The organism is Mediterraneibacter agrestimuris, assembly GCF_943193195.1.
GTDB lineage: Bacteria > Bacillota > Clostridia > Lachnospirales > Lachnospiraceae > Schaedlerella > Schaedlerella agrestimuris.
The window spans coordinates 13,183-36,498 of the sequence record NZ_CALPDG010000019.1 but is presented as its reverse complement, the minus strand read 5'-3'; the positions used below and the strand labels follow the sequence as shown (position 1 = coordinate 36,498).

Here is a 23,316-nt window from a genome sequence, read left to right as displayed (position 1 = left end):
ACAAATGAGTATAGCAACAGTCTTTTTGTTACTTGGTGGATTGGGATTATTTTTATACGGAATGAAGCTTATGAGCGACGGACTGGAACAGGTGGCAGGTGCCCGGATGCGGTCCATTCTGGAGTTCTTTACAAAGAACCGGTTTATCGGAATGCTGGTGGGAATTCTTTTTACTGCGATCGTACAGTCCTCCAGCGCTACAACGGTTATGGTCGTCAGTTTTGTAAATTCGGGACTGATGAATCTGTATCAGGCGGCAGGCGTAATTCTTGGAGCCAATATCGGTACGACAGTGACCGGACAGTTGATTGCATTCAATCTCTCTGATGTTGCCCCGTTATTTGTGATCGTGGGCGTTGTCATGTTTATGTTTTCCAAGAATCAGAATGTGAAGAAAATGGGCGGTGTCGTACTAGGATTCGGTATTCTGTTTATGGGACTGAGTACGATGAGCGACGCAATGTCTTCTTTGAAGGAATCTCCGCAGATTCTGGGACTTTTGCAGTCTTTGACCAATCCGCTGGCCGCTATACTTGTCGGTTTTTTGGTGACGGCTGTATTGCAGAGTTCTTCGGCGACGGTCGGTATTGTTATTTTGATGGCAAATCAGGGAATGCTGAAATTTGTCATCTGTCCGTTCCTGATTTTGGGTTGTAATATTGGTTCTTGCGTGTCTGCTCTTCTGGCAAGTCTGGGCGGAAAAAAGGAGGCAAAGCGGGCGGCATGGATTCATTTTCTCTTTAACCTGATCGGGTCCACGATTATTTTCGGCATTCTGATGCTGGCTAAAAATCCGATCAGTGAATTGTTTATGAGTATTTCCGGTGGAAATCCGGGACGTGCCGTTGCCAATGCGCATACGACTATTAAGATTGCAGAAGTAATCCTGCTGTTCCCATTTATGACATGGGTAGTTAAGGCAACTTACAAAATCATTCCGGGTGAGGATCGAAAGCCGGAAAATGATTACCAGCTTAAATACATCAGCAATACGGCAACTCCGGCTGTGACAACAGCAGTCGTAGACGCGATTCTGGAATTGCAGCATATGGGAGAACTGGCACGGACAAATTTAAAGGAGAGTATGGAAACACTGTGTAATCCGAATCCAAAACAGATAGAAAAAGTGTATGAAAGAGAAAAATATATTGATTATCTGAACCGTGAGATTACGGATTATCTGGTGAAGATCAGCACTATGAAAATTCCTATGGCAGATGCCAGACTGGTGGGCGGTCTCTTCCATGTGGCAAATGATATTGAACGAATCGGCGATCATGCTGAGAATTTTGCGGATTCTGCAAAGGAACGTCTGGAAAAAGATATCCAGTTCAGCGAGAAGGCAGTCACTCAGATTACAGATATGACAGATATGGTTATAAGAGCATTGGACTATGCCCTGGATATGTTTTCCAAACGAAATACGGAGCATATGAAGGAAGTTCTGGAGCTGGAGGATTCCGTGGATGAAAAAGAGCGGAAGATTCAGAAATCTCATGTGAAACGTCTGTCTAAAGGGAAATGTACGCCAGAAGCGGGCATGATTTACTCTGACACAGTATCTGGGCTGGAGCGTGCTGCAGACCATGCGACGAATATTGCATTTGCGATTTTGGAACCGGAAAATCTGGACGATCCGGACGAAGAAGGAGAGTAGGAATAAAAGGAAAATAGTATATGATAAAACATGTAAGATTTAGAGCAAGAGGATTCCAAAAGGCAGAAAAATACATAAAAAGAATTCTTATATTGTTATTTTTAACAGTTGTTTTTTTCATGTATGGGTGTAAGGGTGTACATGCAGAAATAAATCATGAAGTCATCACAGTTACTCTTGCAGATGGCAGTGTATATGAACCGGAATCTAAAGAGGATTTTACACTTTATCAGGATATGCCGTATTATAGGGAACAGATGCTTGCGAACAGCGCGCATCTTCAGGCGGCAGTGGATGCGGCTTCTGAGAATGGAGGCGGAACGGTCACCATACCGGAGGGGAAATTTTACTTTATGCCGGAAAAACATAGCAGAAATTTTGACGAACCGGATACCGTACTGACAAGTAAGCACATCAATTATATCGAGTATCACATTATACAGTGCAAAGATAATGTGACTATCGAGGGTACTTTGCTGCCGGACGGTTCTCTTGGAACAACATTGTTACCAGTGGGAAGCAGGGGGGTTCCGATTGATATGTTTTTTTTCGCGGAGCTGTTTGAAAAACCGAATCAGGGCACTCCAGATTATCTCGAAAATAACCATTTCAGGAATTTTTGCATTGACGGTATCAATACCAAGACTTACGGCTATTACAACGCAAAGGGAAAAGGATTCTATTTCTGCCTGTTCAGGGATTGCAGCTGGGATAATGTAACTGTGATGAATACAGATGGAACCGGCTTCGGTATGGACTGTCCGGTTAATTCCAAAGTCACAAATTGTAAGGCGGTCGCCTGCGGAAAGCAGGCTAATACAGACAGTGTGGGAGCATCAGGTTTTGGAATCGGTTTTGGCTATAGCAATGATGAGAGCCTTGTGATTGAGAATTGTGAGTCTCTGAGTAACAGGAAGTTTGGAATCTTTTTTGAACATCAGGGCAGGTTTACTGATGAATTTCAGGCAACGGACTCTTTGGGATTTGAAGTGCGTAATTGTAGGGCGCGCGGCAATCTCTATGATTTCGGCGGAGAGATGTGCAGAAATCTGATTTATAGAGACTGTGTCAGCGAAGCACTTTACGAGACAGATCCCAATCCGCTTGGCAGTATAAATAGAAGAGCTTATTATTATGGTACCCAGTCGAATGATTATCATATATACGAAAATGGGAAGGAAATCAAAGTCTGGGTGGCGAACAAAAAGTATTATACAGATGTATACGGCTGGTTTGTGGAAGAAGGATGGTTCGATCTGGTCATGGATATGGGGATCATGTACGGTTATTCGGATGATCAAGGACAGCCGGCTTGTGTATTCGGACAGGATGATGGTCTGGCGAGGGCGCAGATTGCAGTTACTCTGTTCCGTTATTGCAATCCCGATAAGGAGTGGAATAATACAGCGGAAAATTCCACACCGTTTATGGATAATATATCCGGACAGTTCTATACAGAAGCTATGAACTGGGCATATAAAGAAGGAATCTTTACCGGAGACCGGAATCCAGATGGAAGTATGACCGGGATGGTCAGACCGGGAGACGGGATTTCCCGTCAGGAGCTTGCATTGGTATTATATCGGTTTGCAAAAGGAAGAGGAGCAAATGTGACGGATTTTGACCGGACGTTTTATCAGGCAGCGTCCGATGTGAATCTGGTAGCCGACTGGGCAAAGGATGCTATCGCATGGTGTTATGCCAATGGTGTTCTGACAGGGGGATCTGCTGCCGGATTTGGACTGATGCCGCAGGATACAGCGACAAGAGGGCATGCGGGGAAAATGATCCCAAAAACGATTGCTACAATTCCACAGTTCGGTGATTGATAAATAAAAATAATTCTTTACAGGCGCAGATTTGTATGATATACTGTCACAGGTATAAACAGCCGGTGTTCGGTGAACGGATAACTCCAACCGTCACTTAATATCAGGCGATTAATTAAAGTATAGAAGGAGGAAACAACGATGATTTCTAAGGAAAAGAAACAGGCAATCATTGCAGAGTATGGCAGAAGCGAAGGCGATACAGGTTCACCAGAGGTTCAGGTAGCAATTCTGACAGCAAGAATCAATGAGCTGACAGACCATTTCAAAGCAAACCCGAAGGATCACCACTCCAGAAGAGGTCTTCTGAAGATGGTAGGACAGAGACGTGGTCTTCTTGCATACTTGAAGAAGGTTGATATCGAAAGATATCGTGCTCTGATCGAGAGACTTGGACTGAGAAAATAATCAGTCGGCAAAGAAATTTATACAGACTCACAACGCAACAAAGAGATTTGGCGCTATTAGGATGGCGCCAAATCTCTTTTTCTATTAGTTGAATGTTGGCGGTATATTCTTTTATAATAAGTTTAGCAAAAAGAGATTGATTGGCCAATCATACCTCATAAAAAAGAAAATGTGAAGAGGTGTGAAATCAATGAAAGAAAAAGTACAAGTATTTGGGAGATTTTTAAGCGGCATGGTAATGCCGAATATCGGAGCATTTATTGCGTGGGGGCTGATTACGGCATTGTTTATTGAAACAGGCTGGTGTCCAAATGCAAAGATTGCAGAATTAGTAGGACCGATGTCCTCTGTACTGCTGCCGCTTTTGATTGCATATACAGGCGGAAATGTAATTGCGGGACAACGCGGAGGCGTAATCGGAGCGGCTGCGACAATGGGTGTGATCGTAGGCTCTGATGTGCCTATGTTTATCGGTGCGATGATCGTGGGACCGTTGGCAGCGTGGGTGATTAAGCAGTTTGATAAATGGATGGAAAACCGGGTGAAAGCCGGGTTTGAGATGCTGGTAAATAATTTTTCTCTTGGGATCATCGGAGCTATATTGGCAGTTGCGGCAATGTTTGGAGTGACTCCGCTTGTAAATGTATTGAATCAGGCAATGAGCGCCGGAGTGGGATTCTTTGTGGAGCACGGACTGCTTCCGCTGACGAGTGTGTTTATTGAGCCAGCAAAGGTATTGTTTTTGAATAATGCACTGAACCATGGGATTCTTTCCCCAATGGGAATCCAGCAGGTAGAGGAAATAGGGAAATCCATTTTCTTCCTTCTGGAGGCAAATCCGGGACCGGGACTTGGTATCCTTCTGGCATATTGTATTCTTGGAAAAGGAAACGCTAAAAGCTCGGCTCCGGGAGCTGTAATTATTCATTTTTTTGGAGGGATCCATGAGATTTACTTCCCGTACATACTGATGAATCCGTTATTGCTTCTTGCAGCAATAGCAGGAGGAGCAAGCGGGGTATTTGTGTTCAACATGTTTGAGACAGGACTGACAGCTCCGGCATCTCCTGGAAGTATTCTGGCGCTTATCATGATGGCGGAGAGACATTGTTATGTGGGACTTCTGCTCGGCGTTGCTGTATCGGCAGCCGTATCCTTCCTTGTATCTGTGCCTTTCCTGAAATTCATGGGCAAGGATGCTTCTCTGGAAGAGGCACAGGAAAAGAAAAATGCAATGAAAAATGAGGCAAAGGGAATTGTTGAAACAACAATGCATGTACCAGAAGAAAGTACAGAAGATACAACGGCAAAGAAAAGAGTGAAGAAGATTGCATTTGCCTGTGATGCGGGAATGGGTTCCAGTGCAATGGGAGCAACGGTGCTGAAAAAGAAAGTTACTGCTGCAGGACTGGAAGGAATTGAAATCATTCATACTCCAGTATCCAGTATACCTGCTGATGTTCAGATCGTTGTTACGCATCAGGAGCTTGGAGAACGTGCGGCGCACAGCAATCCGAATGCAGAGCGTATATTGATTACAAATTTCCTTGCAGCGCCGGAATATGATAGGCTGGTGGAGGATTTGAAGCAGCGGAATGCATAGGTAAAAACATCATAACCATAAAGAGAGAATTGTGTTATAATTCTAAGCAAGAGGTAAGAAACACTCCTGTTTTCTTAAGGAGGTTCCTATCTCTTGCTTTGGTTGTTTATGATAGGGAAGAACAGGAGTTTAGGAGAAGAGGGAACATGGATCATATCCGGAAGATCGGACAGTTTTATACAAGAAATATTATGAAAAGCATAGGTGTGTTTCTCTTTATTGGAATATTATATGTGATTTTTCATCAGGACGGCTGGTTTCCGAATGAGGAAATGTATCGTATTTCACAGACAGCGTATGTGTATGCAGTTCCTCTTTTGATCGCATATGAGTGCGGGACGGCCATAGGAAATATACATGGAGGGATACTTGCCGTGCTGGGGGTCTGCGGATTTCTTACGGCAAATACGGAAACGGGCATGTTTGGCGCGATGGTGTGCGGACCAGCAGGCGGATGGATCTGGAATCAGGTAAACGGCTATATTGAAAAGAAGATCCCTTCTGGCATACAGATGTTGATCCGGAACTTGAGTCTTGCAATCGGGGGAGCAGTTCTGGCAGGACTTGGATTCTATGCGGCGGCGCCTCTGATAGACGCTTTTGACGCGGTATTGTTCTGTGGAGTCAGCATTTTGGTAGAGAATAAACTGACTGGATTGTTAAGCCTCGTAATTGAACCGGCAAAGGTTTTCTTTTTCAATAATCTAATGAATCATGGGATACTTGTTCCATTGGGAATGAGTCAGGTACAGGAGATGGGAAGTTCGGTTTTGTTTTTACTGGAATCTAATCCGGGACCGGGACTGGGCATATTGACGGCTTTATATCTGAGAAAAAAACAGGAGAGAAATGATTATGCCGCGGCAATGTTTGTCCAGGGAGTAGGAGGGATCCATGAGGTGTATTTTCCTTATATCCTTTCCAATCTGCGGCTTTTGGTCCCGCTTATATTAGGCGGAATGGCGGGCGGGTTCTGGTTTGCCTATATGCAGTGCGGACTGCAGGGGGCAGTGTCTCCGGGAAGTGTATTGATCATTGTGATGATGGCAGGAAAGCGTGGGTGGACAGTGTTTGCAGGAATCCTGCTTTCTGCTGCGGTTTCTTTTGCCGGCAGTATGATACTGACGAGCGGGAAAAAAGCTGATTCAGAAAATGTGGAGAAAGAAGCAGAGCGCGGGGGAAATGCTGTACGAATGGAACATCATGAAAACAGGGAAAGGAAGGATGAATTAATGTATATTCAGACGATTGGATTTGTCTGTGACGGTGGAATGGGATCCAGTGCAATGGGTGCGGCGCTGTTTCGCCGTGTTTTACAGGAACAGCAGATAGAGGGAATCGAAGTGAAGGCATATGCATCGGATCTGATCCCGAAAGAAATCGATCTTCTTGTCTGTCAGAAAGACTTCTGTCAGATTCGTGCCGGCTGGCAGGACGATCAGCGGATTTATGTGGTAGAGAACTTTGTGAATAAAGAGGGATATGAACAACTGGCAGAGAAACTGAAAGGTGGAGATTAAAAATGGATATGACACCGCGTATGCGGCAGATTTTGAATGTGTTATTGAAGGAACAGGACGCAATATCTGTGAAACACCTTGCAGAACAGATTGGAGTAAGTAAAAGGACTGTTCAAAGAGAGCTGGAATATATTTCTGGGAGTTTGAAGGGATATGACATCTGTTTCTGGTCAAAAACAGGCGTTGGTATCCGGCTGGACGGCAGTAAAGAGGAGAAGCAGCGTCTTAGGGAAGCAATCGGACAAAGAGATTCTTACGATACAGGGAATCGTGAAGAGAGAAGAAAACGTCTGGTTTTGGAAATCTTGAGAGAAAAAGAGTTACGGAAGCTGTTCTATTACAGCGACCGTTTCGGAGTCAGTGAAACAACTGTCAGTGCAGATCTGGAGTCAGTGGAAGGCTGGCTTTTGCAGTACGGCCTGCGTGTGGTACGCAAACCCGGCAGCGGAATTTCGGTGCAGGGAAGTGAAGAAGATTACCGCAGGGCAATTCGTGCGTTTATCAATGAGAATATTGATACCAAAGTTCTGAGGGAAGCATATGAAGCAACGGATTCTGTGCAGGAGCAATGTGCGCCCCTTCAGAAGAGTGAGATCGGACAGATTTTGAATGATGATATTTTAAAACGTGTCATCGGCTGTATTTCTGGAATGAATCATACATGTGTCATGACCTTGACGGAAAGCTCTTATGTGGGACTTGTCATACACATTGCCATTGCAGTCAACCGAATTCTGAAGAATGAAATGATTGACGCGAAAGAGCCATGGGAGAAGAAAGTACCCAGAGATGAAGATTATAGACTTGCAGCGGAAATCGTGGAAGAGCTGGAAGAAGAGTTTGAGATCGCGATTCCAGAAGTGGAAATTTCTTATATCTGTCTTCACATCAAGGGAGCAAAGCATGAGAAGATCACATGGAACGGGGAACAGGTACTCACGGCAGGAAACCGCGAACTGCAGCAGCTGATCAATGAGATGATAGACGCTTTTGATATGGAGCAGGCATATTTACTGAAACAGGATGATGAATTTATTCAGGGACTGCTGGCACATTTGCAGCCTACTATGATACGTCTGACACATGGCATGCAGATACAGAATCCGGTATTGGATGAAATCAAAGAAAATTATACAGAGATATATGAGAAATGTCTGTTGGTCGCAAAGGTACTGGAAGAGAAGCTGGGATGCCGTGTGCCAGAAGAAGAAACCGGCTTTCTGACCGTGCATTTCGGGGCGGCTGATGTTCGTCTGGAGGGGCGCAGGGAACAGATCAGAAGGGTGCATGTGGGCGTTGTCTGTTCCAGCGGGATCGGAATCTCCAGACTGATGACCTCAAAGCTGGAAAAGACATTTAAGGACCGGATGGAGTTGACTGCATATGGAAAGAATGATATTACGCCATATGTGATCAGTAAAACAGATTTTTTTATTACCAGTATTTTGATGGAACAACAGGAAATCCCGGTGGTGTTTGTAAATCCTCTGCTCAATGATGAAGATATGGAAAACATCAGGAAGGCTACTTATCAATATGAGAGAATGCCTGAGAAACAAAAAGAAAAGAATGAATTTACAGGACAGCTTGAACAGATCAATCTGATCGCGGCGCAGATAAATCAGGTCATCAAATATCTGGAGTTTTTCAAAGTAGATAACCAGATTTCATTTGAAGAATTGCTGATCGCAGTAGGAGAAAAGATGTCCCCTTATTCAGACCGCAGTGAAATCATCAGGGAAGATCTTCTGCACAGAGAGAAGATAGCTTCTCAGGTGTTTGCAGAATTTGGCTTTGCGCTTTTACATACACGGACAAAAGGTGTGATCCGTCCGTCCTTTGCAGTCTGTATGACGAAAGATCTGAAATGCTTTGAAAACCCTTATATGAAGGGAATCGATATGGTATTTATCATGCTTGTGCCTGTCGATGATCATTTGAGAGTCAACAATGATATTATGGGATACATCAGTACAATGCTGATCGAAGAATATGATTTTATAGACACGGTACGGCAGGGAAAAAAGGAGGAAATCCGCACGGTTTTATCTCAATATCTGAAAAAGTATTTTAATAAATATCTGGCAGGACTGTCTTGAGACCGCTGTCGGATAGGTGACAGGAGATGGGAAATGGCGCTATCGGATGATGCCAAATCCCATCTTCTTTCAATTGAAAATCCTTTGTTTTCATGGTTATAATGAAATCAGAAAAAGAACAAAACCCGGGAAAATAAAGGATAAGGAGGTTCAATATGTTTTTTAAAACCAAACCCAAAAAAGAAGAAAAGAAAGAACTTTTATACCGTGAGAATATTCGTGTCAATTGTAGTCCGGCAACAAAGGAAAATGTCATCCGTCAGGTGGGGCAGATGCTGGTTGATACCGGCTATGTAGACCAGCCGTATGTGGAGGCTATGCTTGAACGGGAAACATCATTTTCCACATTTATGGGAAACGGACTTGCACTTCCGCATGGCGTAGAGGCAGCAAAAAAGGATATCAAAGCTTCTGGGATCGCAGTCATGACATTCCCGGAGGGGATTGACTGGGGCGGAAGTCAGGTGAAGGTGGTAATCGGAATTGCCGGCGTGGGAGAAGAACATCTCCAGATTCTTTCCGTGATCGCCGATAAAATGCTTGATGAGAGTGTGTGCATGGCAATTCCGTCTTATAGTGTGGAGGAAGTATATGAGGTACTGATGGGAAAGGAGTAGTGAATTATGGTTGTAACAGTAACAATGAATCCTGCAATTGATAAAACTGTGGAGATTGAAGCTCTGATACCGGGAGGATTGAACCGGATCAGTAAGGTGGAATATGATGCGGGCGGCAAGGGGATCAATGTTTCCAAAACCATTCAGGAGATGGGAGGAGAAAGCATTGCCACAGGATTCCTTGGAGGAAATGCGGGAAAGACGATTGAAAATGTATTGAATGATAAGAACATCCGGCATGATTTTATCTGGGTGGAAGGAGAAACAAGAACCAATACAAAGGTTTTTGAGCAAAACGGCGAGGTGACAGAGCTGAACGAACCCGGACCGGAGATTTCAGAAGCGCAGATCAAGGAACTTTTAAATAAACTGGAGACACTGACAAAAGAGGATACACTGTTTGTACTTTCCGGAAGTGTTCCCAAAGGAGTAGATAAAGATATCTATGCGAGAATCATCCGGCTGGTGCATGAAAAAGGCGGCAAGGTCCTGATGGATGCCGATGGGGAATTATTTACAAAGGCTTTGGAGACAGGACCGGACATTATCAAGCCAAACCGTGTAGAATTGGAAGAATATGCAAATCTGGACTATCGGGCGTCGCGGGAAGAGCTGTTTCAACTAGCAGAAGGACTACTGGAAAAAGGAATTGAGACTGTCGTGGTTTCAATGGGAAAAAGCGGAGCGCTCTTTGCAATGGGAGAGAAAAGAGTGAACTGTCCGGCTCTTCCGGTAAAGGCACATTCCACAGTAGGCGCAGGAGATGCGATGGTCGCCGCGCTTAGCTACGCATGGGATCATAAACTGGATGAGCAGGAAACTGTGAAATTATGTATGGCGGCATCCGCAGGAGCCGTTACAACAGTCGGTACAAAACCACCGTCGAGAGCGCTTTTAGATGAGCTGATGGAACAGGTGGAAATAAAGGAACAGTAAGAAAGTAGTGTAATGTTATGTAACAGTGCAGCTGTAAGACCGAAATGTTATGAAGTCATAGAACCTTAAAAGAACAGGAGTGTAGGATTATGAAAACAAGAGCAGTAAGAATGTATGGGGAAAGAGATTTAAGACTTGAGGAATTTGAACTTCCTGCGATCAAAGATGATGAGATACTTGTAAAAGTGATGAGCGACAGTATCTGCATGTCTACATATAAACTGGCAGAACAGGGAAAGAAGCACAAAAGAGCGCCGCAGAATATCGATACGAATCCGGTCATTATCGGACATGAGTTTGCAGGAGTTATTGTAGAAGTAGGAGAAAGATGGAAAGATCAGTTCAAACCAGGCATGAAATTTGCACAGCAGCCGGCGCTGAACTACAAAGGAAGCCTTGCATCACCGGGATATTCTTATGAATTTTTCGGAGGAGCTTGTACGTACTGCATCATTCCTCATGAGGTGATGGAACTGGGCTGTCTGATGCCATATGAAGGAGACAGCTTCTTTGAGGCGTCTCTCGGTGAACCGATGAGCTGCATTATCGGAGGATACCACGGAAATTATCATACAAATAAGAGAAATCATGATCTGTCGGTCGGAACAAAGGAAGGCGGCGATATCATCATTCTGGGAGGATGCGGTCCGATGGGACTGGGCGCGGTCAGCTATGGTATCCAGATTGAGAAGAAACCGAAACGGATTGTTGTCACAGATATAGACGATGCAAAAATCGAGCGTGCAAAAGAAGTGATCCCAGAGTCAAAAGCTGCGGAAAATGACGTGGAACTGCTCTATGTGAACACTGCAAAAATGGCAGATCCGGTAGAAGAACTCAAAGCAATTACCGGCGGAAAAGGATATGATGATGTCTTTGTTTATATTCCGAACCGCGCCGTGGCAGAAATGGGAGATCAGTTACTGGCATTTGACGGATGTATGAATTTCTTTGCAGGACCGACAGATAATCAGTTTAAGGGTGAGATCAACTTGTACAACGTACATTATACAAGCGCACATATTCTCGGAACAACGGGCGGAAATAATGATGATCTGATTGAGGCAAATGAATTGGCGGCAAAAGGAAAGATCGAGCCGGCAGTTATGGTAACACATATCGGCGGCATCGACAGTATTGCCGATGCAACTCTGAATCTGCCGAAGATTCCGGGAGGAAAAAAACTGACATATACCCAATTTAATATGCCGCTGACAGCGATCGAAGATTTTGGCAGACTGGGAGAAACAGATCCGCTTTACAAGAAGCTGGATGATATCTGTAAGAAGAACCGCGGATTGTGGAGCGCTGAAGCGGAGAAAGTATTATTCGGGCATTTTGGTGTGGAAGTTTGAGAAATTTGATAAGAGAAGATTGATTATAAAATCAGGGAGATGAGATTATGGTATCAAAGAAGATTACGGTTGTAAATGCGTCCGGGCTTCACGCAAGACCGGCATCAGTACTTGTAAAAGAAGCAGGAAAATGCACATCAGATGTAACAATTCGTGTGAAAAATAAAGTGATTCAGGCAAAAAGTGTACTGAACATCATGGCAGCAGGCATCAAATGCGGCACAGAAATCGAACTTTGTTGTGAAGGAGACGGTGAGGCAGAAGATCTGGAGAAAATGGCTGCATTGATCGAGAGCGGTCTGGGAGAGTAATAGAAACAGGTGCCGTGTGAACAGCAACAATTAATCCACAGTTACTGTAGGGGAACAGCAAAAATTTGTTTGCGTTCCCCTATTTGCTATGATATAATATAAAAGATTGTGGACAGGGGGATGTTCCCGAGACCACTGAAAAGGACAATAACAGCAGCGCGGCAATGCTCTAAGCTATATGTACCTATTGTCTTTTTCAGTAGTTTCGGACTCTCCTGTCAATCTAGTATGAAAATAAAAGGAGAGCAAATAATGTTTAAAATGTATGAGATGGAACTGGCAGGCAGAACGCTGCGGGTTGACGTTGACCGTGTGGGAAAGCAGGCAAACGGCGCAGTATTGATGCACTATGGCGATACAACTGTATTGTGTACAGCGACTGCTTCTGATAAGCCGAGAGATGGAATTGATTTCTTCCCATTAAGTGTAGAGTATAACGAGAGAATGTATGCAGTAGGCAAGATTCCGGGAGGATTCAATAAAAGAGAAGGTAAGGCTTCCGAGAATGCTGTTTTGACATGCCGTGTGATCGACCGGCCGATGCGTCCGCTGTTCCCGAAGGATTACAGAAATGATGTAACATTAGAGAACCTTGTAATGTCTGTAGACCAGAATTGCAGTCCGGAGCTGACAGCTATGCTGGGCGCGGCAATTGCGACAAGTATTTCCGACATTCCGTTTGACGGACCGATTTCTACTACACAGGTGGGACTGGTTGACGGAGAATTTGTATTCAACCCGACAGCAGACCAGAAGACAGTTTCTGATCTTGCATTGACAGTTGCTTCTACAAAAGAGAAAGTGATCATGATCGAAGCCGGAGCGAATGAAGTTCCGGAGGCTCAGATGATCGAAGCTATTTATGCAGCACATGAGTTGAACCAGAAGGTAATTGCATTTATTGAGACAATCGTTGCAGAGTGTGGGAAGCCGAAGCATGAGTATGCAAGCTGTGCGGTTCCGGAGGAGCTTTTTGCAGCGATTAAAGAAATCGTACCGCCGGCAGAGATGGAAGCGGCAGTCTTCACAGATGAAAAGCAGGTAAGAGAAGAGAACATCCGCGCGATCACAGCAAAGTTAGAAGAAGCATTTACAGAAAATGAAGAATGGCTCTCTGTTCTTGGCGAAGCTGTTTACCAGTATCAGAAGAAGACAGTCAGAAAGATGATTTTAAAAGACCATAAGCGTCCGGACGGACGCGCGATCGACCAGATCCGTCCGCTGGCTGCCGAAACGGATCTGATTCCGAGAGTACACGGCTCTGCTATGTTCACAAGAGGACAGACACAGATTTGTACAATTACAACATTAGCCCCGCTTTCTGAGGCGCAGCGGCTGGATGGTCTTGATGAGGCAGAGACTTCTAAGAGATATATGCATCACTACAATTTCCCGTCTTACTCTGTAGGTGAGACAAAGCCGTCCAGAGGACCAGGACGCCGTGAGATCGGACATGGAGCGCTGGCAGAGAGAGCATTGGTTCCAGTCCTTCCCAGCGAAGCTGAATTCCCATATGCGATCCGTACTGTATCTGAGACATTTGAATCCAATGGTTCTACTTCTCAGGCAAGTGTGTGTGCATCCAGTATGTCACTGATGACAGCAGGTGTTCCGATCAAGGCTGCTGTAGCAGGTATTTCTGCTGGTCTGGTGACAGGTGATACAGATGATGATTATCTGGTACTGACAGATATTCAAGGACTGGAAGATTTCTTTGGAGATATGGACTTTAAGGTGGCAGGTACTCACAAGGGTATTACAGCGATCCAGATGGATATTAAAATTCACGGATTGACAAGACCGATCGTTGAAGAGGCAATCGCCGCTACAAAGAAGGCAAGAACATATATCCTGGATGAGGTTATGAATAAGGCTATCGCTGAGCCTAGACCGGAAGTAGGAGAGTTTGCTCCGAAGATTATCCAGATGCAGATCGATCCTCAGAAGATCGGCGATGTAGTTGGTCAGAGAGGCAAGACCATCAATGCGATTATTGAGCAGACAGGCGTTAAGATTGATATCGATGATGAAGGCTCTGTATCTATCTGTGGAACAGACAAAGAGAAGATGGAAGAGGCTGCTAAGCTGATTCATATCATCGTAACCGATTTTGAGGCAGGACAGGTATTTGAAGGAAAGGTTGTCAGCATCAAAGAATTCGGCGCATTCGTAGAGTTTGCTCCGGGAAAAGAAGGAATGGTACACATTTCTAAGATTTCCAAAGAGCGCGTGAACAAGGTAGAGGACGTCCTGAATCTTGGCGATACTGTGAAAGTAGTATGTATGGGCAAGGATAAGATGGGCAGATTCAGCTTTAGTATGAGAGACGTGGCTGAATAAACAGTAAAGATTATCTTGTGAAACTATTTATGTTAGAAAATGAATCATTCTATAATGAATCATTTATATCAAAGAAAAAGAAAGGATAAGAAGATTATGAAAGAGATTATCAACACAACAGCAGCACCGGCTGCAATCGGACCTTATGTACAGGCTGTAAAGACCGGAAACACATTGTTCACAAGCGGGCAGCTTGGAATTAATCCTGAGACTGGAAAGCTTGCAGAAGGCGTTGAAGCGCAGGCTCATGCAAGTCTGACAAACCTGAAGAATATCCTTGCAGAAGCAGGTATGGATTTCAGCAACGTTGTAAAGACAACAGTATTTGTAAAAGATCTGGCTGATTTCGCTGCAGTGAATGCAATTTACGCATCTTACTTTGGCGAGACATTCCCGGCAAGAAGCTGTGTTCAGGTAGCTAAGCTTCCGATGGATGGACTTGTAGAGATTGAATGTATTGCAATTGCAGAGTAATAAAAGTAAAAGGATGCCTTGTGTTTTTGCGCAGGGCATTTCTTTCATTTACACACCTATGCGCCGTGGAAGGTGTTGGAATATTTAAGATTGTGTATGGCAAATTGCCGGAACTTATCATTACTGTCTGGAGCATGGATTAATATAAAAAATAGAAGGAAGAGAGAATATGGAACTGGTAAAGTGTAAACAGGAATATCTTGAACGGGTGTACAGTTTTTATGAAAGAGTTGTAAATTATCTCCTGGAAAATATCAATTATCCCATGTGGTCAAAAGAATATCCCTGTAAGGGGAGTGTCAATGCATCTATTTTAAAAGGAGAACAGTATATATTTCTGGAAGAAGGAAACATCATTGGCGCAGCCGTGTTAAATACTGATCCGGGCGGAAATTACGCTGCGGGAGAGTGGACGAAAGAATTGGAAGACGGAGAGTATATGGTGATACATACGTTTGCTGTAGAACCGTCTGTTCAGCATAGAGGAATTGGAAGTGATATGCTGGATATCTGTATCGCATTTGCCAGGCAGGAAGGGTATAAGGCGATCCGGCTGGATGCTGTTCCGGGAAATACTCCGGCTATTAACTTATATAAGAAAAAGAATTTTACATATGCAGGAACAAAGGATTTAGAGAGAGGATTCGATCATATACCTTTGTTTGATCTGTTTGAATTGAATTTTGAATAAGAGAGATGAGGAATATTGAATGAATGTCTGGGCGACCGGAAGTGCGGATGAAGTAAATTTTGTGATGGAGAAAATCAGATGAGATACGGAAGAAGGTATTAGCATGGAGCAAAAGAAAGTAAAACAATTCAGAAAAGCATTTAAGGCAGCTTTTCCACATACAATTCCGATTTTTGCGGGCTTTTGGTTTCTGGGAATGACATATGGAATTTATATGAATGTATCCGGTTTTTCATTCTGGTATCCGATGCTGATGAGTATGACGATTTTTGCCGGTTCAATGGAATTTATCACAGTAAATCTTTTGCTGGGAGTATTCAATCCATTACAGGCGTTGATGATGACTCTTATGATTAATGCCAGACATTTGTTTTATGGGATTTCTATGCTGGATAAATTCCGGGAACTGGGCTGGAAGAAGTTTTATTTGATATTTGGAATGTGTGATGAGAGTTTTTCTATCAACTATACAGCAGAAGTGCCAAAGGATGTGGATCATGGCTGGTTTATGTTCTCCGTGACGCTCTTGAATCAGATTTACTGGGTATTTGGAGCTACTTTTGGAGGGATTTTCGGCTCTCTGATTCATTTTAACACTGAAGGATTAGATTTTGTGATGACAGCAATGTTTGTGGTGATTTTTATGGAGCAGTGGATGAAGGATAAGAACCACACTTCAGAACTGCTTGGACTGGGCTTGTCATTGATATGTCTGTTTGTATTTGGGGCAGATAGCTTTATCATTCCGGCGATGATAAGTATTTTAATTGTTTTATCCTTAATAAGAAGAAAGTCAGTAGATTCAGAATCTGACGGCATGGCAGGAAGGATCACGGAAAATGTATGCCTGCCATTTGAAGAAAACAGTGTGAAATGTAGAAAGGATGGTGAGATACAATGACATTGGCACAACAGATTATAACGGTTGGGGCAGTGGTATTGGGAACAATGATTACACGTTTCTTTCCATTCATTGTATTTCCAGCGGGAAAACCAACTCCGAAATATGTACAGTACCTGGGGAAGGTACTGCCGGGAGCAATCTTTGGGATGCTGGTGATTTACTGTCTGAAAAATGTCAGTATCTTTACCGGAATGCATGGGATTCCAGAGGCAGTCGCAATTACAGTTGTAGTTGTACTGCATTTATGGAAGAGACAGATGTTGTTGTCCATTGCGGGGGGAACTGTCTGTTATATGCTGCTCGTACAGTTTTTATTTTGAAAAAATTCTTTTTGCCGTCATGACTGCTAAATTTGTACAAGTGAGCAGATGAAAATAAAAAAGGGGTGGGAGAATGATAATAAGCGCAAGCCGAAGGACAGATATTCCCACATACTATTCTGAATGGCTGTTTAACAGACTTAAAGAAGAATATGTTTTAGTAAGAAATCCTATGAATATGTATCAAATCAGCAGAATAAATTTATCTCCTGATGTTGTTGATGGAATTGTTTTTTGGACTAAAAATCCTGTACCAATGCTGGGACGTCTTTCTGAACTGGATAGGTATAATTGCTATTTTCAATTTACTTTGAATGCATATGACAAAGATGTGGAACCTCATATTCCATCAAAGAATCATATTATTATACCTGCATTTCAAAAGCTATCGCAAATGATAGGACGTGAGAAGGTAATATGGAGGTACGATCCTATTTTTTTCAATGATAGGTATACCATGGAATATCACTGCAGATATTTTAAGGTATTAGCAGAAAAACTTGGTGATTATACTGAAAAATGTACCATTAGTTTTCTTGACTTATATCGAAATACCGTACGAAATACACAACCTCTGAAAATTCAGCAAGAGACAAGAGCACAACAATTTGAAATTATGCAGAGATTTTCAGATATTGCGAAAGAGCGGGGGTTTTATATAGATACTTGTGCCGAAGCGTTAGAATTTGATAAATTAGGAATTTCTCATGCTCAATGTATCGATAGAAGGAGATTTGAACGGATTGGAAAATGCAAATTAGCTATAGACAAAGATTCAAATCAACGAACAAAATGCGGTTGTGCTGCCAGTATAGATATTGGAACCTATAATACTTGTAAAAATGGGTGTTTGTATTGTTATGCAAATTACAGTCAGAGAACTGTCATAAAAAATACACAGATTCATAATCCGGCATCACCGCTTCTTTTTGGGGAAATTGGAGCAAATGATGTGATAAAGGAACGAAAAGTGACTTCTTGCAAAGAATATCAGATGACTCTTTTTGATTTTTAATAATGTTGTGCTGATAGTTGTAACAGTTCAGTATAGGAGTTTGCACTTGCTGCAAACTCCGTAAAAATGCGTGATGGGAAAATAGAATCCGCCCTTTCACCGCAGGTGAACTTAAAATAGGGCGGATTCATTAACAGTGCAGCTGAAAGGCTGAACTGTTAATGATAGTTCATTCAAATTTACGGTTTGTATTGCAATTTAATAATAAAGTGAATATAATTTTTTTTAGATGGTACATAATCGTGCTAAAATGGCAAGGGACAATCCCTTGCAATTTCAAAACAGAAAGGATTGATTTTTCATGCAGTATGAATTGAAAGGCGGTAATTTCCCGGTTGTTGTCTGCCAGTTGGAGAACAAGGAGAAAATGATTACCGAAAAAGGCTCTATGGTTTGGATGAGTTCCAATATAGAGATGCAGACCTCTGGCGGTGGATTGGGCAAAATGTTTTCAAAAGCCATTTCCGGTGAAAGTATGTTCCAGAATATTTACACGGCCAATGGTCCTGGCATGATTGCATTTGGATCTAGTTTTGTCGGAAAGATTATGCCTCTGGAGATTGCTCCGGGCAGAGAGTACATTCTGCAAAAAACTGCATTTCTTGCCTCAGAGATTGGCGTACAGTTATCCATCCACTTCAATAAAAAAGCGGGTGCTGGTTTCTTTGGCGGAGAGGGCTTTATTATGCAGAGGCTGTCTGGACATGGTGTTGCTTTCATTGAGGTAGACGGGGAACTGGTGGAATATACCTTGCAGGCAGGAGAGAAAATGATTGTGGATACCGGCAATGTACTGGGATTCGAGAGTGGAGTTTCTCTCGATATCCAACAGGTAAAGGGACTGAAAAATAAATTTCTGGGCGGCGAAGGTTTTTTCAATACCGTTTTGACCGGACCGGGAAAAATCTGGCTCCAGACTATGCCTGTCTCTGGTGTGGCTGCCGCAATTCAGCCCTACATTGTAACAGGAGGGAATTGAAACTCATATGGAAAAATTGATGTACATGATGATGATTGAGAAAAGCAAGACCTATAATAAAATGACAAAACAAGTAGTTATGGAACACGTTGAAAACATAAGAAGGCTGGATGATGAAGGAAAGCTGGAAATCTGCGGTGTCTTTAAAGGTTATCCAGGGATGGCAGGTATGTATATCCTAAAAACAGAAAGCCGTGAAGAAGCAGAAGAAATTTGCAAATCAGAGCCGTTGGTCATGGGAGGATATGCAACCTATAAATTAATCGGTTTACAGATTGCAAACCGGGAAAATAATTACTTGCTGTAATTACAGAAAAGAAGAGTGAGATATGAAACAGATGCGTTCTGTTGGAACCAGCAACAGAAACAGTCTGCAATCAAAGTTCCATACCTCCGTTGATCTTTCAGATTCCGCCTGAGCAAGGCAGGAAGGCTTTAGAGGAAAATATCCTGCCGAAATATCCTCAGTTTGTATTAATACTGGGATGTGGGGGAGTAAAATATCTCACAGCGATAGAACAGTGTTAATTTTATCCTTTCCCATATAAAGAGCTGATTGAATTTGGATATTCGATACATAGTATAGCAGAAGAAGACTATTCCAATCTTACAAATAATGAGGAAGGTAACAAGCAGAATAGGTTTAAAGTAGTTTGAAACTAGCAGCAGACGCTCAGGGATTGGAAGGATCCTTGGGCGTTATTTTTGTGTTTGGAATTGTTTGGAAACGAAAAAGATAGTATAATTGATTCAGATTTAGAATCTGGAGGTCATAGTGTATGAAAACAAGAAAAGAAGTATTAGATTACGGTCTTTCATTTCCGAATACATATCAAGATGCACCATTTCATGATTCCAATTGGATTTTAGTAAGACTTCGTAAAAATAAAAAAGCTTTTCTGTGGACTTATGAAAGAAATGGACAACTATGCATCAATATAAAAGTTGATCCGGAGTGGCGTGATTTTTGGAGAAATGCATATGCTTCTGTGTTGCCTGGGTATCATCAAAATAAGAATTACTGGAATACAGTGATTCTTGATGGAACGATACCAACACAAGAGATTCAGAGAATGATTGCGGAAAGCTATGACTTAGTAGTATGAAATGAGGTTAATTAGATGGTTTTGGAAACAGATAGATTAATATTGCGAAGATGGAAAGAGACAGAGAGTCTTTATGAATACGATTCTACGTTGGATGATAGATAACATTTATATCCGTAATGATCCGGTGGGAAATATTAAGGTAGATAAAGAAAAATCTACAGAGAAGATTGACGGTGCTATTGCAACCATCGTGTGGCTGGACAGGTCAATCCGATGTGGAAATGATGTTAGTGCTTCGGTTTATGATGAGAGAGGTATTTTGTTTATTTAAATATAATTGGGGGAAAAGGGGAAGGCTTAAATCAAAATATAAATATGTAGTATACGCCTAAAATATTATAGAATCGCCTAAAACAATACTAAATTAGGAGAAAAACACACCTAATAAATTGACTTTCGCCTAAAAAGAGCATATAATTAGGCGAAATAGATAGGGGGTAGGCGAATGAGAGTATTTGATTATAGTGCATTAAAGAATTACCACTGGGATTCAGAGATTCTTGGTTTAGTAGCACAGATACATGAATATAAGGGACGTCAGGAATTATATTTGAAGCAAAAGCCAGCTGCATTAGATAAATTAATTAAAATTGCCAAGATTCAAAGTACAGAGGCATCCAATAAAATTGAGGGGATTGTGACAACAAGCACGAGAGTGCAGCAATTGTGTATGGAAAAAACTACTCCTAGAAACAGGGATGAGGAAGAAATTATGGGATACCGTGATGTGCTGAATACCATTCATGAAAGCTATGAGTATATACCAATTCGTTCCTCTTATATTTTGCAATTACACAGAGACTTATATAAATACTCAGAAAAGGCTATTGGTGGAAGATATAAAAATACACAGAATGTAATTGCGGAAACCAGAGCGGATGGAACTCAGATTGTTCGCTTTACGCCGATGGCTCCGTATGAAACCCCGGAAGCAATAGAAGAAATTTGCGAAAGCCTTAACCAAGTGATTGATTCCTGGGTGATTGATCCGCTCGTGTTGATTCTGATATTTATTAATGATTTTTTATGTATTCATCCGTTCAATGATGGTAATGTAACACAGAGACATCAGCAGAAAGCGGCGTAACAGCGGCAGACTGCTTTGTACATAAAATTGAATAGCGTATATGCCAAAGGACATTTCATCTTTTATTTAGGTGGATGTCCTTTTTTTGTACCCATTTTCAGAAGAAAGGAGATTCACATGGAACTGAACGAAATGGAAAAACGGATGCTGTACCAGACAGAAGGCTGTGAACGGTATGCCGTTATCAATGAGCTTTCTATGGCTTCACAGTATGCTGGTGACCCGGCACGGAGGAAAGCGGCAAGGGACCTTATGGAAAAGCTGCGCCCTTTGTCAGATTCCGAGTGCATGGATCTGGTGAGGGATATTCAGAAAAATTACCGGCTTCCGCAGGAAGGGCGGACCATCGGGGAGCTGATCGCGGAGGCCAGGCAGAAATCCGGCGCAGAGAAACTGAAAGGTCATGACATAATGGCGCTGGAACGCTTTGACCCGGAGGTAAGGCACATGATCGTCTTTGACGTGCTTTCAGGTGATGCTCCTGTCGGCGATAAGGGCGATAAGATGCGGCTGTTCCTTACGGATGCCGGCTATCAGAAATTCTTGGACAGCCAGGAACGGGGCGAAGTGAAACTGAAAAACCATGCGAAGGTCTCAGGCGGCCATCTCCACTATGACCGCAGGGACCGCGCCTTGTAACGGAAATAACCGGAGAAAGGAGGCTGTGAAATGGCTGTATTCCGGGTAGAAAAAACGAAGGACTTCACGATCATGTGCAACCACCATCTGCGCAATACGGAACTGTCCTTAAAGGCAAAGGGGCTCATCTCCCTCATGCTGTCGCTGCCGGAAGACTGGGACTAACCAGTATTCAGAGAGCGCCGGAGCCTATGAGGACGTTGCTTCCCATGTGGAGCTGCCGGAGCAGACCGAAGCGCCGGAGGACGATAACACGGAAACGGAACCTGCCGGGGAGGACACCTCTGTGGTCCTCCCCACAGTGGATTTTGATGCGCTCCGGGAAACCGGGCCGGACATTATCGGCTGGCTCACCCTCCCTGATACGGCGATCAATTATCCTGTGACGCAGAAGGAAGATAATGAGTATTACCTACACCATCTGTATGACGGCACTTATAACAAGGTGGGCTGCCTGTTTGCAGACTATGAGAATCAGGAGGATTTTTCGGACCGCAATACCATTATCTACGGCCACAATATGCGGGACGGCTCCATGTTCGCCACTCTGAATGAGTATGACGAACAGAGCTATTATGACGGACACCCGCAGATGTACCTTGTCACACCTGGCGGCGGCTATATCGTGGAAATTTTCACGGCGTTTGTGGCAAGGCCCGGAGAGTCCGGCAGCGACACTTCCCCCTGGAGGCTTAGCTTTAAGGATGACGGCGCCTACACCACATGGCTTTCTGAAATGGCGGGCCGGTCTGTCATTGAAACCGATGTTACGGTGACTTCCAGTGATAAGGTGCTGTCCCTTTTCACCTGTACGCCCGGAGGTGCGAGCCGCTTCATCGTCATGGGAAAACTGTTGGAAGTGGAATAACCGAATATTTTTAAGAAACCGGTGCGGGGGCAAAAACTCCCGCACCCGCTATTTACAAGGAGGATTTTTCTATGGTGAATGCCATTGTTTCGATACCCGGCTATGTCCATCTGTACCGCTCCCTTTTGCGGTTCTATGATATGCCGGAAAATGAGGTCCGGGAAATGCTCTACCTTCTGAACACGGCAAACCTGGACTGCTACGAGTATTACCACCCGGAGCGTGATGTGATCCAAAGCGGACCGGTAGCCTTTAGCGACTGGCTGGAACATATGGACTGCCGCCCTTACCGGACAGAGGTACAGCTTTATAAATCCCTGCTGTTCTTAAAGCGCAGCATTGACCGGGATTTGATCGTGACCTCACAGCGGGAGGCGCTTCAAACCCTGCGGTGTATCATTTCCAACCTGGAATACCGCTTCTATAAGGCGTATGGCATGGAGATTGAGGACAAACGGACCGTGTATGGGGAATGTACCTACCACATGGTTCCCAGGGAGGATGAACCCAGCGTTTGCCTGATGCATGACTGGATTTATCTTCCCAGCGCATAAT

The 23,316-nt window shown here is 43.4% G+C and carries 23 protein-coding genes and 2 pseudogenes; all 25 read left to right on the top strand.

The genetic code is table 11. The features are described from left to right. Nucleotides 1-4 precede the first annotated feature (4 nt). On the top strand, nt 5-1,657 hold the full coding sequence (locus tag NFS18_RS10570) for a Na/Pi cotransporter family protein (RefSeq protein WP_251389998.1): 1,653 nt from the start codon (nt 5-7) through the stop codon (nt 1,655-1,657). A gap of 20 nt (nt 1,658-1,677) precedes the next feature. Then, on the top strand, nt 1,678-3,486 hold the full coding sequence (locus NFS18_RS10565; RefSeq protein WP_251389997.1) for a right-handed parallel beta-helix repeat-containing protein: 1,809 nt from the start codon (nt 1,678-1,680) through the stop codon (nt 3,484-3,486). Between the two features lie 141 nt (nt 3,487-3,627). Beyond that, nucleotides 3,628-3,894, top strand: coding sequence for a 30S ribosomal protein S15 (gene rpsO, locus NFS18_RS10560; protein WP_251389996.1), 267 nt, complete (start codon nt 3,628-3,630; stop codon nt 3,892-3,894). 190 nt (nt 3,895-4,084) lie between these two features. After that, nucleotides 4,085-5,497 carry a PTS mannitol transporter subunit IICB gene (locus NFS18_RS10555; protein ID WP_251389995.1) on the top strand — a complete coding sequence of 471 codons (1,413 nt, stop codon included), beginning with the start codon at nt 4,085-4,087 and terminating at the stop codon, nt 5,495-5,497. A 146-nt stretch (nt 5,498-5,643) separates the two neighbouring features. Next, nucleotides 5,644-7,017, top strand: a complete 1,374-nt coding sequence (locus NFS18_RS10550) for a PTS transporter subunit EIIC (RefSeq protein WP_251389994.1) — start codon at nt 5,644-5,646, stop codon at nt 7,015-7,017. A gap of 2 nt (nt 7,018-7,019) precedes the next feature. Further along, a complete protein-coding gene (locus NFS18_RS10545; RefSeq protein WP_251389993.1) occupies nt 7,020-9,116 on the top strand; it encodes a BglG family transcription antiterminator in 2,097 nt (698 codons plus the stop codon). Nucleotides 9,117-9,271: 155 nt separating this feature from the next. Continuing rightward, nucleotides 9,272-9,733: a PTS sugar transporter subunit IIA gene (locus NFS18_RS10540; RefSeq protein ID WP_251389992.1), complete on the top strand. Its 462-nt coding sequence runs from the start codon at nt 9,272-9,274 to the stop codon at nt 9,731-9,733. Nucleotides 9,734-9,739: 6 nt separating this feature from the next. Beyond that, the gene (gene pfkB, locus NFS18_RS10535) at nt 9,740-10,669 is read left to right on the top strand and encodes a 1-phosphofructokinase (RefSeq protein WP_251389991.1); all 930 of its coding nucleotides are present in this window, start codon (nt 9,740-9,742) and stop codon (nt 10,667-10,669) included. Between the two features lie 89 nt (nt 10,670-10,758). Further along, nucleotides 10,759-12,024, top strand: coding sequence for a zinc-binding dehydrogenase (locus tag NFS18_RS10530; protein WP_251389990.1), 1,266 nt, complete (start codon nt 10,759-10,761; stop codon nt 12,022-12,024). Nucleotides 12,025-12,071: 47 nt separating this feature from the next. Beyond that, nucleotides 12,072-12,335 (top strand): HPr family phosphocarrier protein, encoded by a 264-nt coding sequence (locus tag NFS18_RS10525; protein WP_251389989.1) that lies wholly within the window; start codon nt 12,072-12,074, stop codon nt 12,333-12,335. Between the two features lie 252 nt (nt 12,336-12,587). Further along, nucleotides 12,588-14,675 carry a polyribonucleotide nucleotidyltransferase gene (locus NFS18_RS10520; protein ID WP_251389988.1) on the top strand — a complete coding sequence of 696 codons (2,088 nt, stop codon included), beginning with the start codon at nt 12,588-12,590 and terminating at the stop codon, nt 14,673-14,675. A gap of 96 nt (nt 14,676-14,771) precedes the next feature. Continuing rightward, nucleotides 14,772-15,149, top strand: coding sequence for a RidA family protein (locus NFS18_RS10515; protein ID WP_251389987.1), 378 nt, complete (start codon nt 14,772-14,774; stop codon nt 15,147-15,149). A 169-nt stretch (nt 15,150-15,318) separates the two neighbouring features. After that, nucleotides 15,319-15,840, top strand: coding sequence for a GNAT family N-acetyltransferase (locus tag NFS18_RS10510; protein ID WP_251389986.1), 522 nt, complete (start codon nt 15,319-15,321; stop codon nt 15,838-15,840). Between the two features lie 103 nt (nt 15,841-15,943). Beyond that, a complete protein-coding gene (gene azlC / locus NFS18_RS10505; protein ID WP_251389985.1) occupies nt 15,944-16,741 on the top strand; it encodes an azaleucine resistance protein AzlC in 798 nt (265 codons plus the stop codon). Next, nucleotides 16,738-17,064, top strand: coding sequence for a branched-chain amino acid transporter permease (locus tag NFS18_RS10500; RefSeq protein ID WP_251389984.1), 327 nt, complete (start codon nt 16,738-16,740; stop codon nt 17,062-17,064). Before azlC ends, NFS18_RS10500 begins: the two co-directional genes overlap by 4 nt. A 73-nt stretch (nt 17,065-17,137) precedes the next feature. After that, nucleotides 17,138-18,079, top strand: a complete 942-nt coding sequence (locus NFS18_RS10495; RefSeq protein WP_251389983.1) for a DUF1848 domain-containing protein — start codon at nt 17,138-17,140, stop codon at nt 18,077-18,079. A 301-nt stretch (nt 18,080-18,380) separates the two neighbouring features. Continuing rightward, nucleotides 18,381-19,058 (top strand): TIGR00266 family protein, encoded by a 678-nt coding sequence (locus NFS18_RS10490; protein ID WP_251389982.1) that lies wholly within the window; start codon nt 18,381-18,383, stop codon nt 19,056-19,058. A gap of 7 nt (nt 19,059-19,065) precedes the next feature. Continuing rightward, a complete protein-coding gene (locus tag NFS18_RS10485) occupies nt 19,066-19,365 on the top strand; it encodes a YciI family protein (RefSeq protein ID WP_251389981.1) in 300 nt (99 codons plus the stop codon). A 472-nt stretch (nt 19,366-19,837) separates the two neighbouring features. Next, on the top strand, nt 19,838-20,164 hold the full coding sequence (locus tag NFS18_RS10480; protein ID WP_251389980.1) for an MmcQ/YjbR family DNA-binding protein: 327 nt from the start codon (nt 19,838-19,840) through the stop codon (nt 20,162-20,164). Nucleotides 20,165-20,246: 82 nt separating this feature from the next. Next, nucleotides 20,247-20,438, top strand: a pseudogene (locus NFS18_RS10475) (terminase large subunit); the annotation flags it as partial. A 174-nt stretch (nt 20,439-20,612) separates the two neighbouring features. Then, the gene (locus tag NFS18_RS10470; protein WP_331477649.1) at nt 20,613-21,254 is read left to right on the top strand and encodes a Fic family protein; all 642 of its coding nucleotides are present in this window, start codon (nt 20,613-20,615) and stop codon (nt 21,252-21,254) included. A gap of 117 nt (nt 21,255-21,371) precedes the next feature. Then, nucleotides 21,372-21,893: a DUF5720 family protein gene (locus NFS18_RS10465; protein WP_251389979.1), complete on the top strand. Its 522-nt coding sequence runs from the start codon at nt 21,372-21,374 to the stop codon at nt 21,891-21,893. A gap of 30 nt (nt 21,894-21,923) precedes the next feature. Then, a pseudogene (locus tag NFS18_RS10460) lies at nt 21,924-22,055 on the top strand (helix-turn-helix domain-containing protein); the annotation flags it as partial. Nucleotides 22,056-22,104: 49 nt separating this feature from the next. After that, a complete protein-coding gene (srtB, locus tag NFS18_RS10455) occupies nt 22,105-22,761 on the top strand; it encodes a class B sortase (RefSeq protein WP_331477648.1) in 657 nt (218 codons plus the stop codon). 71 nt (nt 22,762-22,832) lie between these two features. Continuing rightward, a complete protein-coding gene (locus NFS18_RS10450) occupies nt 22,833-23,315 on the top strand; it encodes a hypothetical protein (protein ID WP_251389978.1) in 483 nt (160 codons plus the stop codon). Nucleotide 23,316 lies beyond the last annotated feature (1 nt).

Excerpts from the sequence above, each read along its gene's own strand:
- azlC (WP_251389985.1), top strand. The coding sequence starts at position 15,944 with ATGGAGCAAAAGAAAGTAAAACAATTCAGAAAAGCATTTAAGGCAGCT.
- NFS18_RS10465 (WP_251389979.1), top strand. The coding sequence starts at position 21,372 with ATGGAACTGAACGAAATGGAAAAACGGATGCTGTACCAGACAGAAGGC.
- NFS18_RS10470 (WP_331477649.1), top strand. The coding sequence starts at position 20,613 with ATGAGAGTATTTGATTATAGTGCATTAAAGAATTACCACTGGGATTCA.
- NFS18_RS10550 (WP_251389994.1), top strand. The coding sequence starts at position 5,644 with ATGGATCATATCCGGAAGATCGGACAGTTTTATACAAGAAATATTATG.
- rpsO (WP_251389996.1), top strand. The coding sequence starts at position 3,628 with ATGATTTCTAAGGAAAAGAAACAGGCAATCATTGCAGAGTATGGCAGA.
- NFS18_RS10510 (WP_251389986.1), top strand. The coding sequence starts at position 15,319 with ATGGAACTGGTAAAGTGTAAACAGGAATATCTTGAACGGGTGTACAGT.
- NFS18_RS10515 (WP_251389987.1), top strand. The coding sequence starts at position 14,772 with ATGAAAGAGATTATCAACACAACAGCAGCACCGGCTGCAATCGGACCT.
- NFS18_RS10480 (WP_251389980.1), top strand. The coding sequence starts at position 19,838 with ATGAAAACAAGAAAAGAAGTATTAGATTACGGTCTTTCATTTCCGAAT.
- NFS18_RS10555 (WP_251389995.1), top strand. The coding sequence starts at position 4,085 with ATGAAAGAAAAAGTACAAGTATTTGGGAGATTTTTAAGCGGCATGGTA.
- NFS18_RS10570 (WP_251389998.1), top strand. The coding sequence starts at position 5 with ATGAGTATAGCAACAGTCTTTTTGTTACTTGGTGGATTGGGATTATTT.
- NFS18_RS10530 (WP_251389990.1), top strand. The coding sequence starts at position 10,759 with ATGAAAACAAGAGCAGTAAGAATGTATGGGGAAAGAGATTTAAGACTT.
- NFS18_RS10520 (WP_251389988.1), top strand. The coding sequence starts at position 12,588 with ATGTTTAAAATGTATGAGATGGAACTGGCAGGCAGAACGCTGCGGGTT.
- NFS18_RS10500 (WP_251389984.1), top strand. The coding sequence starts at position 16,738 with ATGACATTGGCACAACAGATTATAACGGTTGGGGCAGTGGTATTGGGA.
- NFS18_RS10540 (WP_251389992.1), top strand. The coding sequence starts at position 9,272 with ATGTTTTTTAAAACCAAACCCAAAAAAGAAGAAAAGAAAGAACTTTTA.
- NFS18_RS10495 (WP_251389983.1), top strand. The coding sequence starts at position 17,138 with ATGATAATAAGCGCAAGCCGAAGGACAGATATTCCCACATACTATTCT.
- NFS18_RS10485 (WP_251389981.1), top strand. The coding sequence starts at position 19,066 with ATGGAAAAATTGATGTACATGATGATGATTGAGAAAAGCAAGACCTAT.
- NFS18_RS10490 (WP_251389982.1), top strand. The coding sequence starts at position 18,381 with ATGCAGTATGAATTGAAAGGCGGTAATTTCCCGGTTGTTGTCTGCCAG.
- NFS18_RS10450 (WP_251389978.1), top strand. The coding sequence starts at position 22,833 with ATGGTGAATGCCATTGTTTCGATACCCGGCTATGTCCATCTGTACCGC.
- NFS18_RS10545 (WP_251389993.1), top strand. The coding sequence starts at position 7,020 with ATGGATATGACACCGCGTATGCGGCAGATTTTGAATGTGTTATTGAAG.
- NFS18_RS10565 (WP_251389997.1), top strand. The coding sequence starts at position 1,678 with ATGATAAAACATGTAAGATTTAGAGCAAGAGGATTCCAAAAGGCAGAA.
- NFS18_RS10525 (WP_251389989.1), top strand. The coding sequence starts at position 12,072 with ATGGTATCAAAGAAGATTACGGTTGTAAATGCGTCCGGGCTTCACGCA.
- pfkB (WP_251389991.1), top strand. The coding sequence starts at position 9,740 with ATGGTTGTAACAGTAACAATGAATCCTGCAATTGATAAAACTGTGGAG.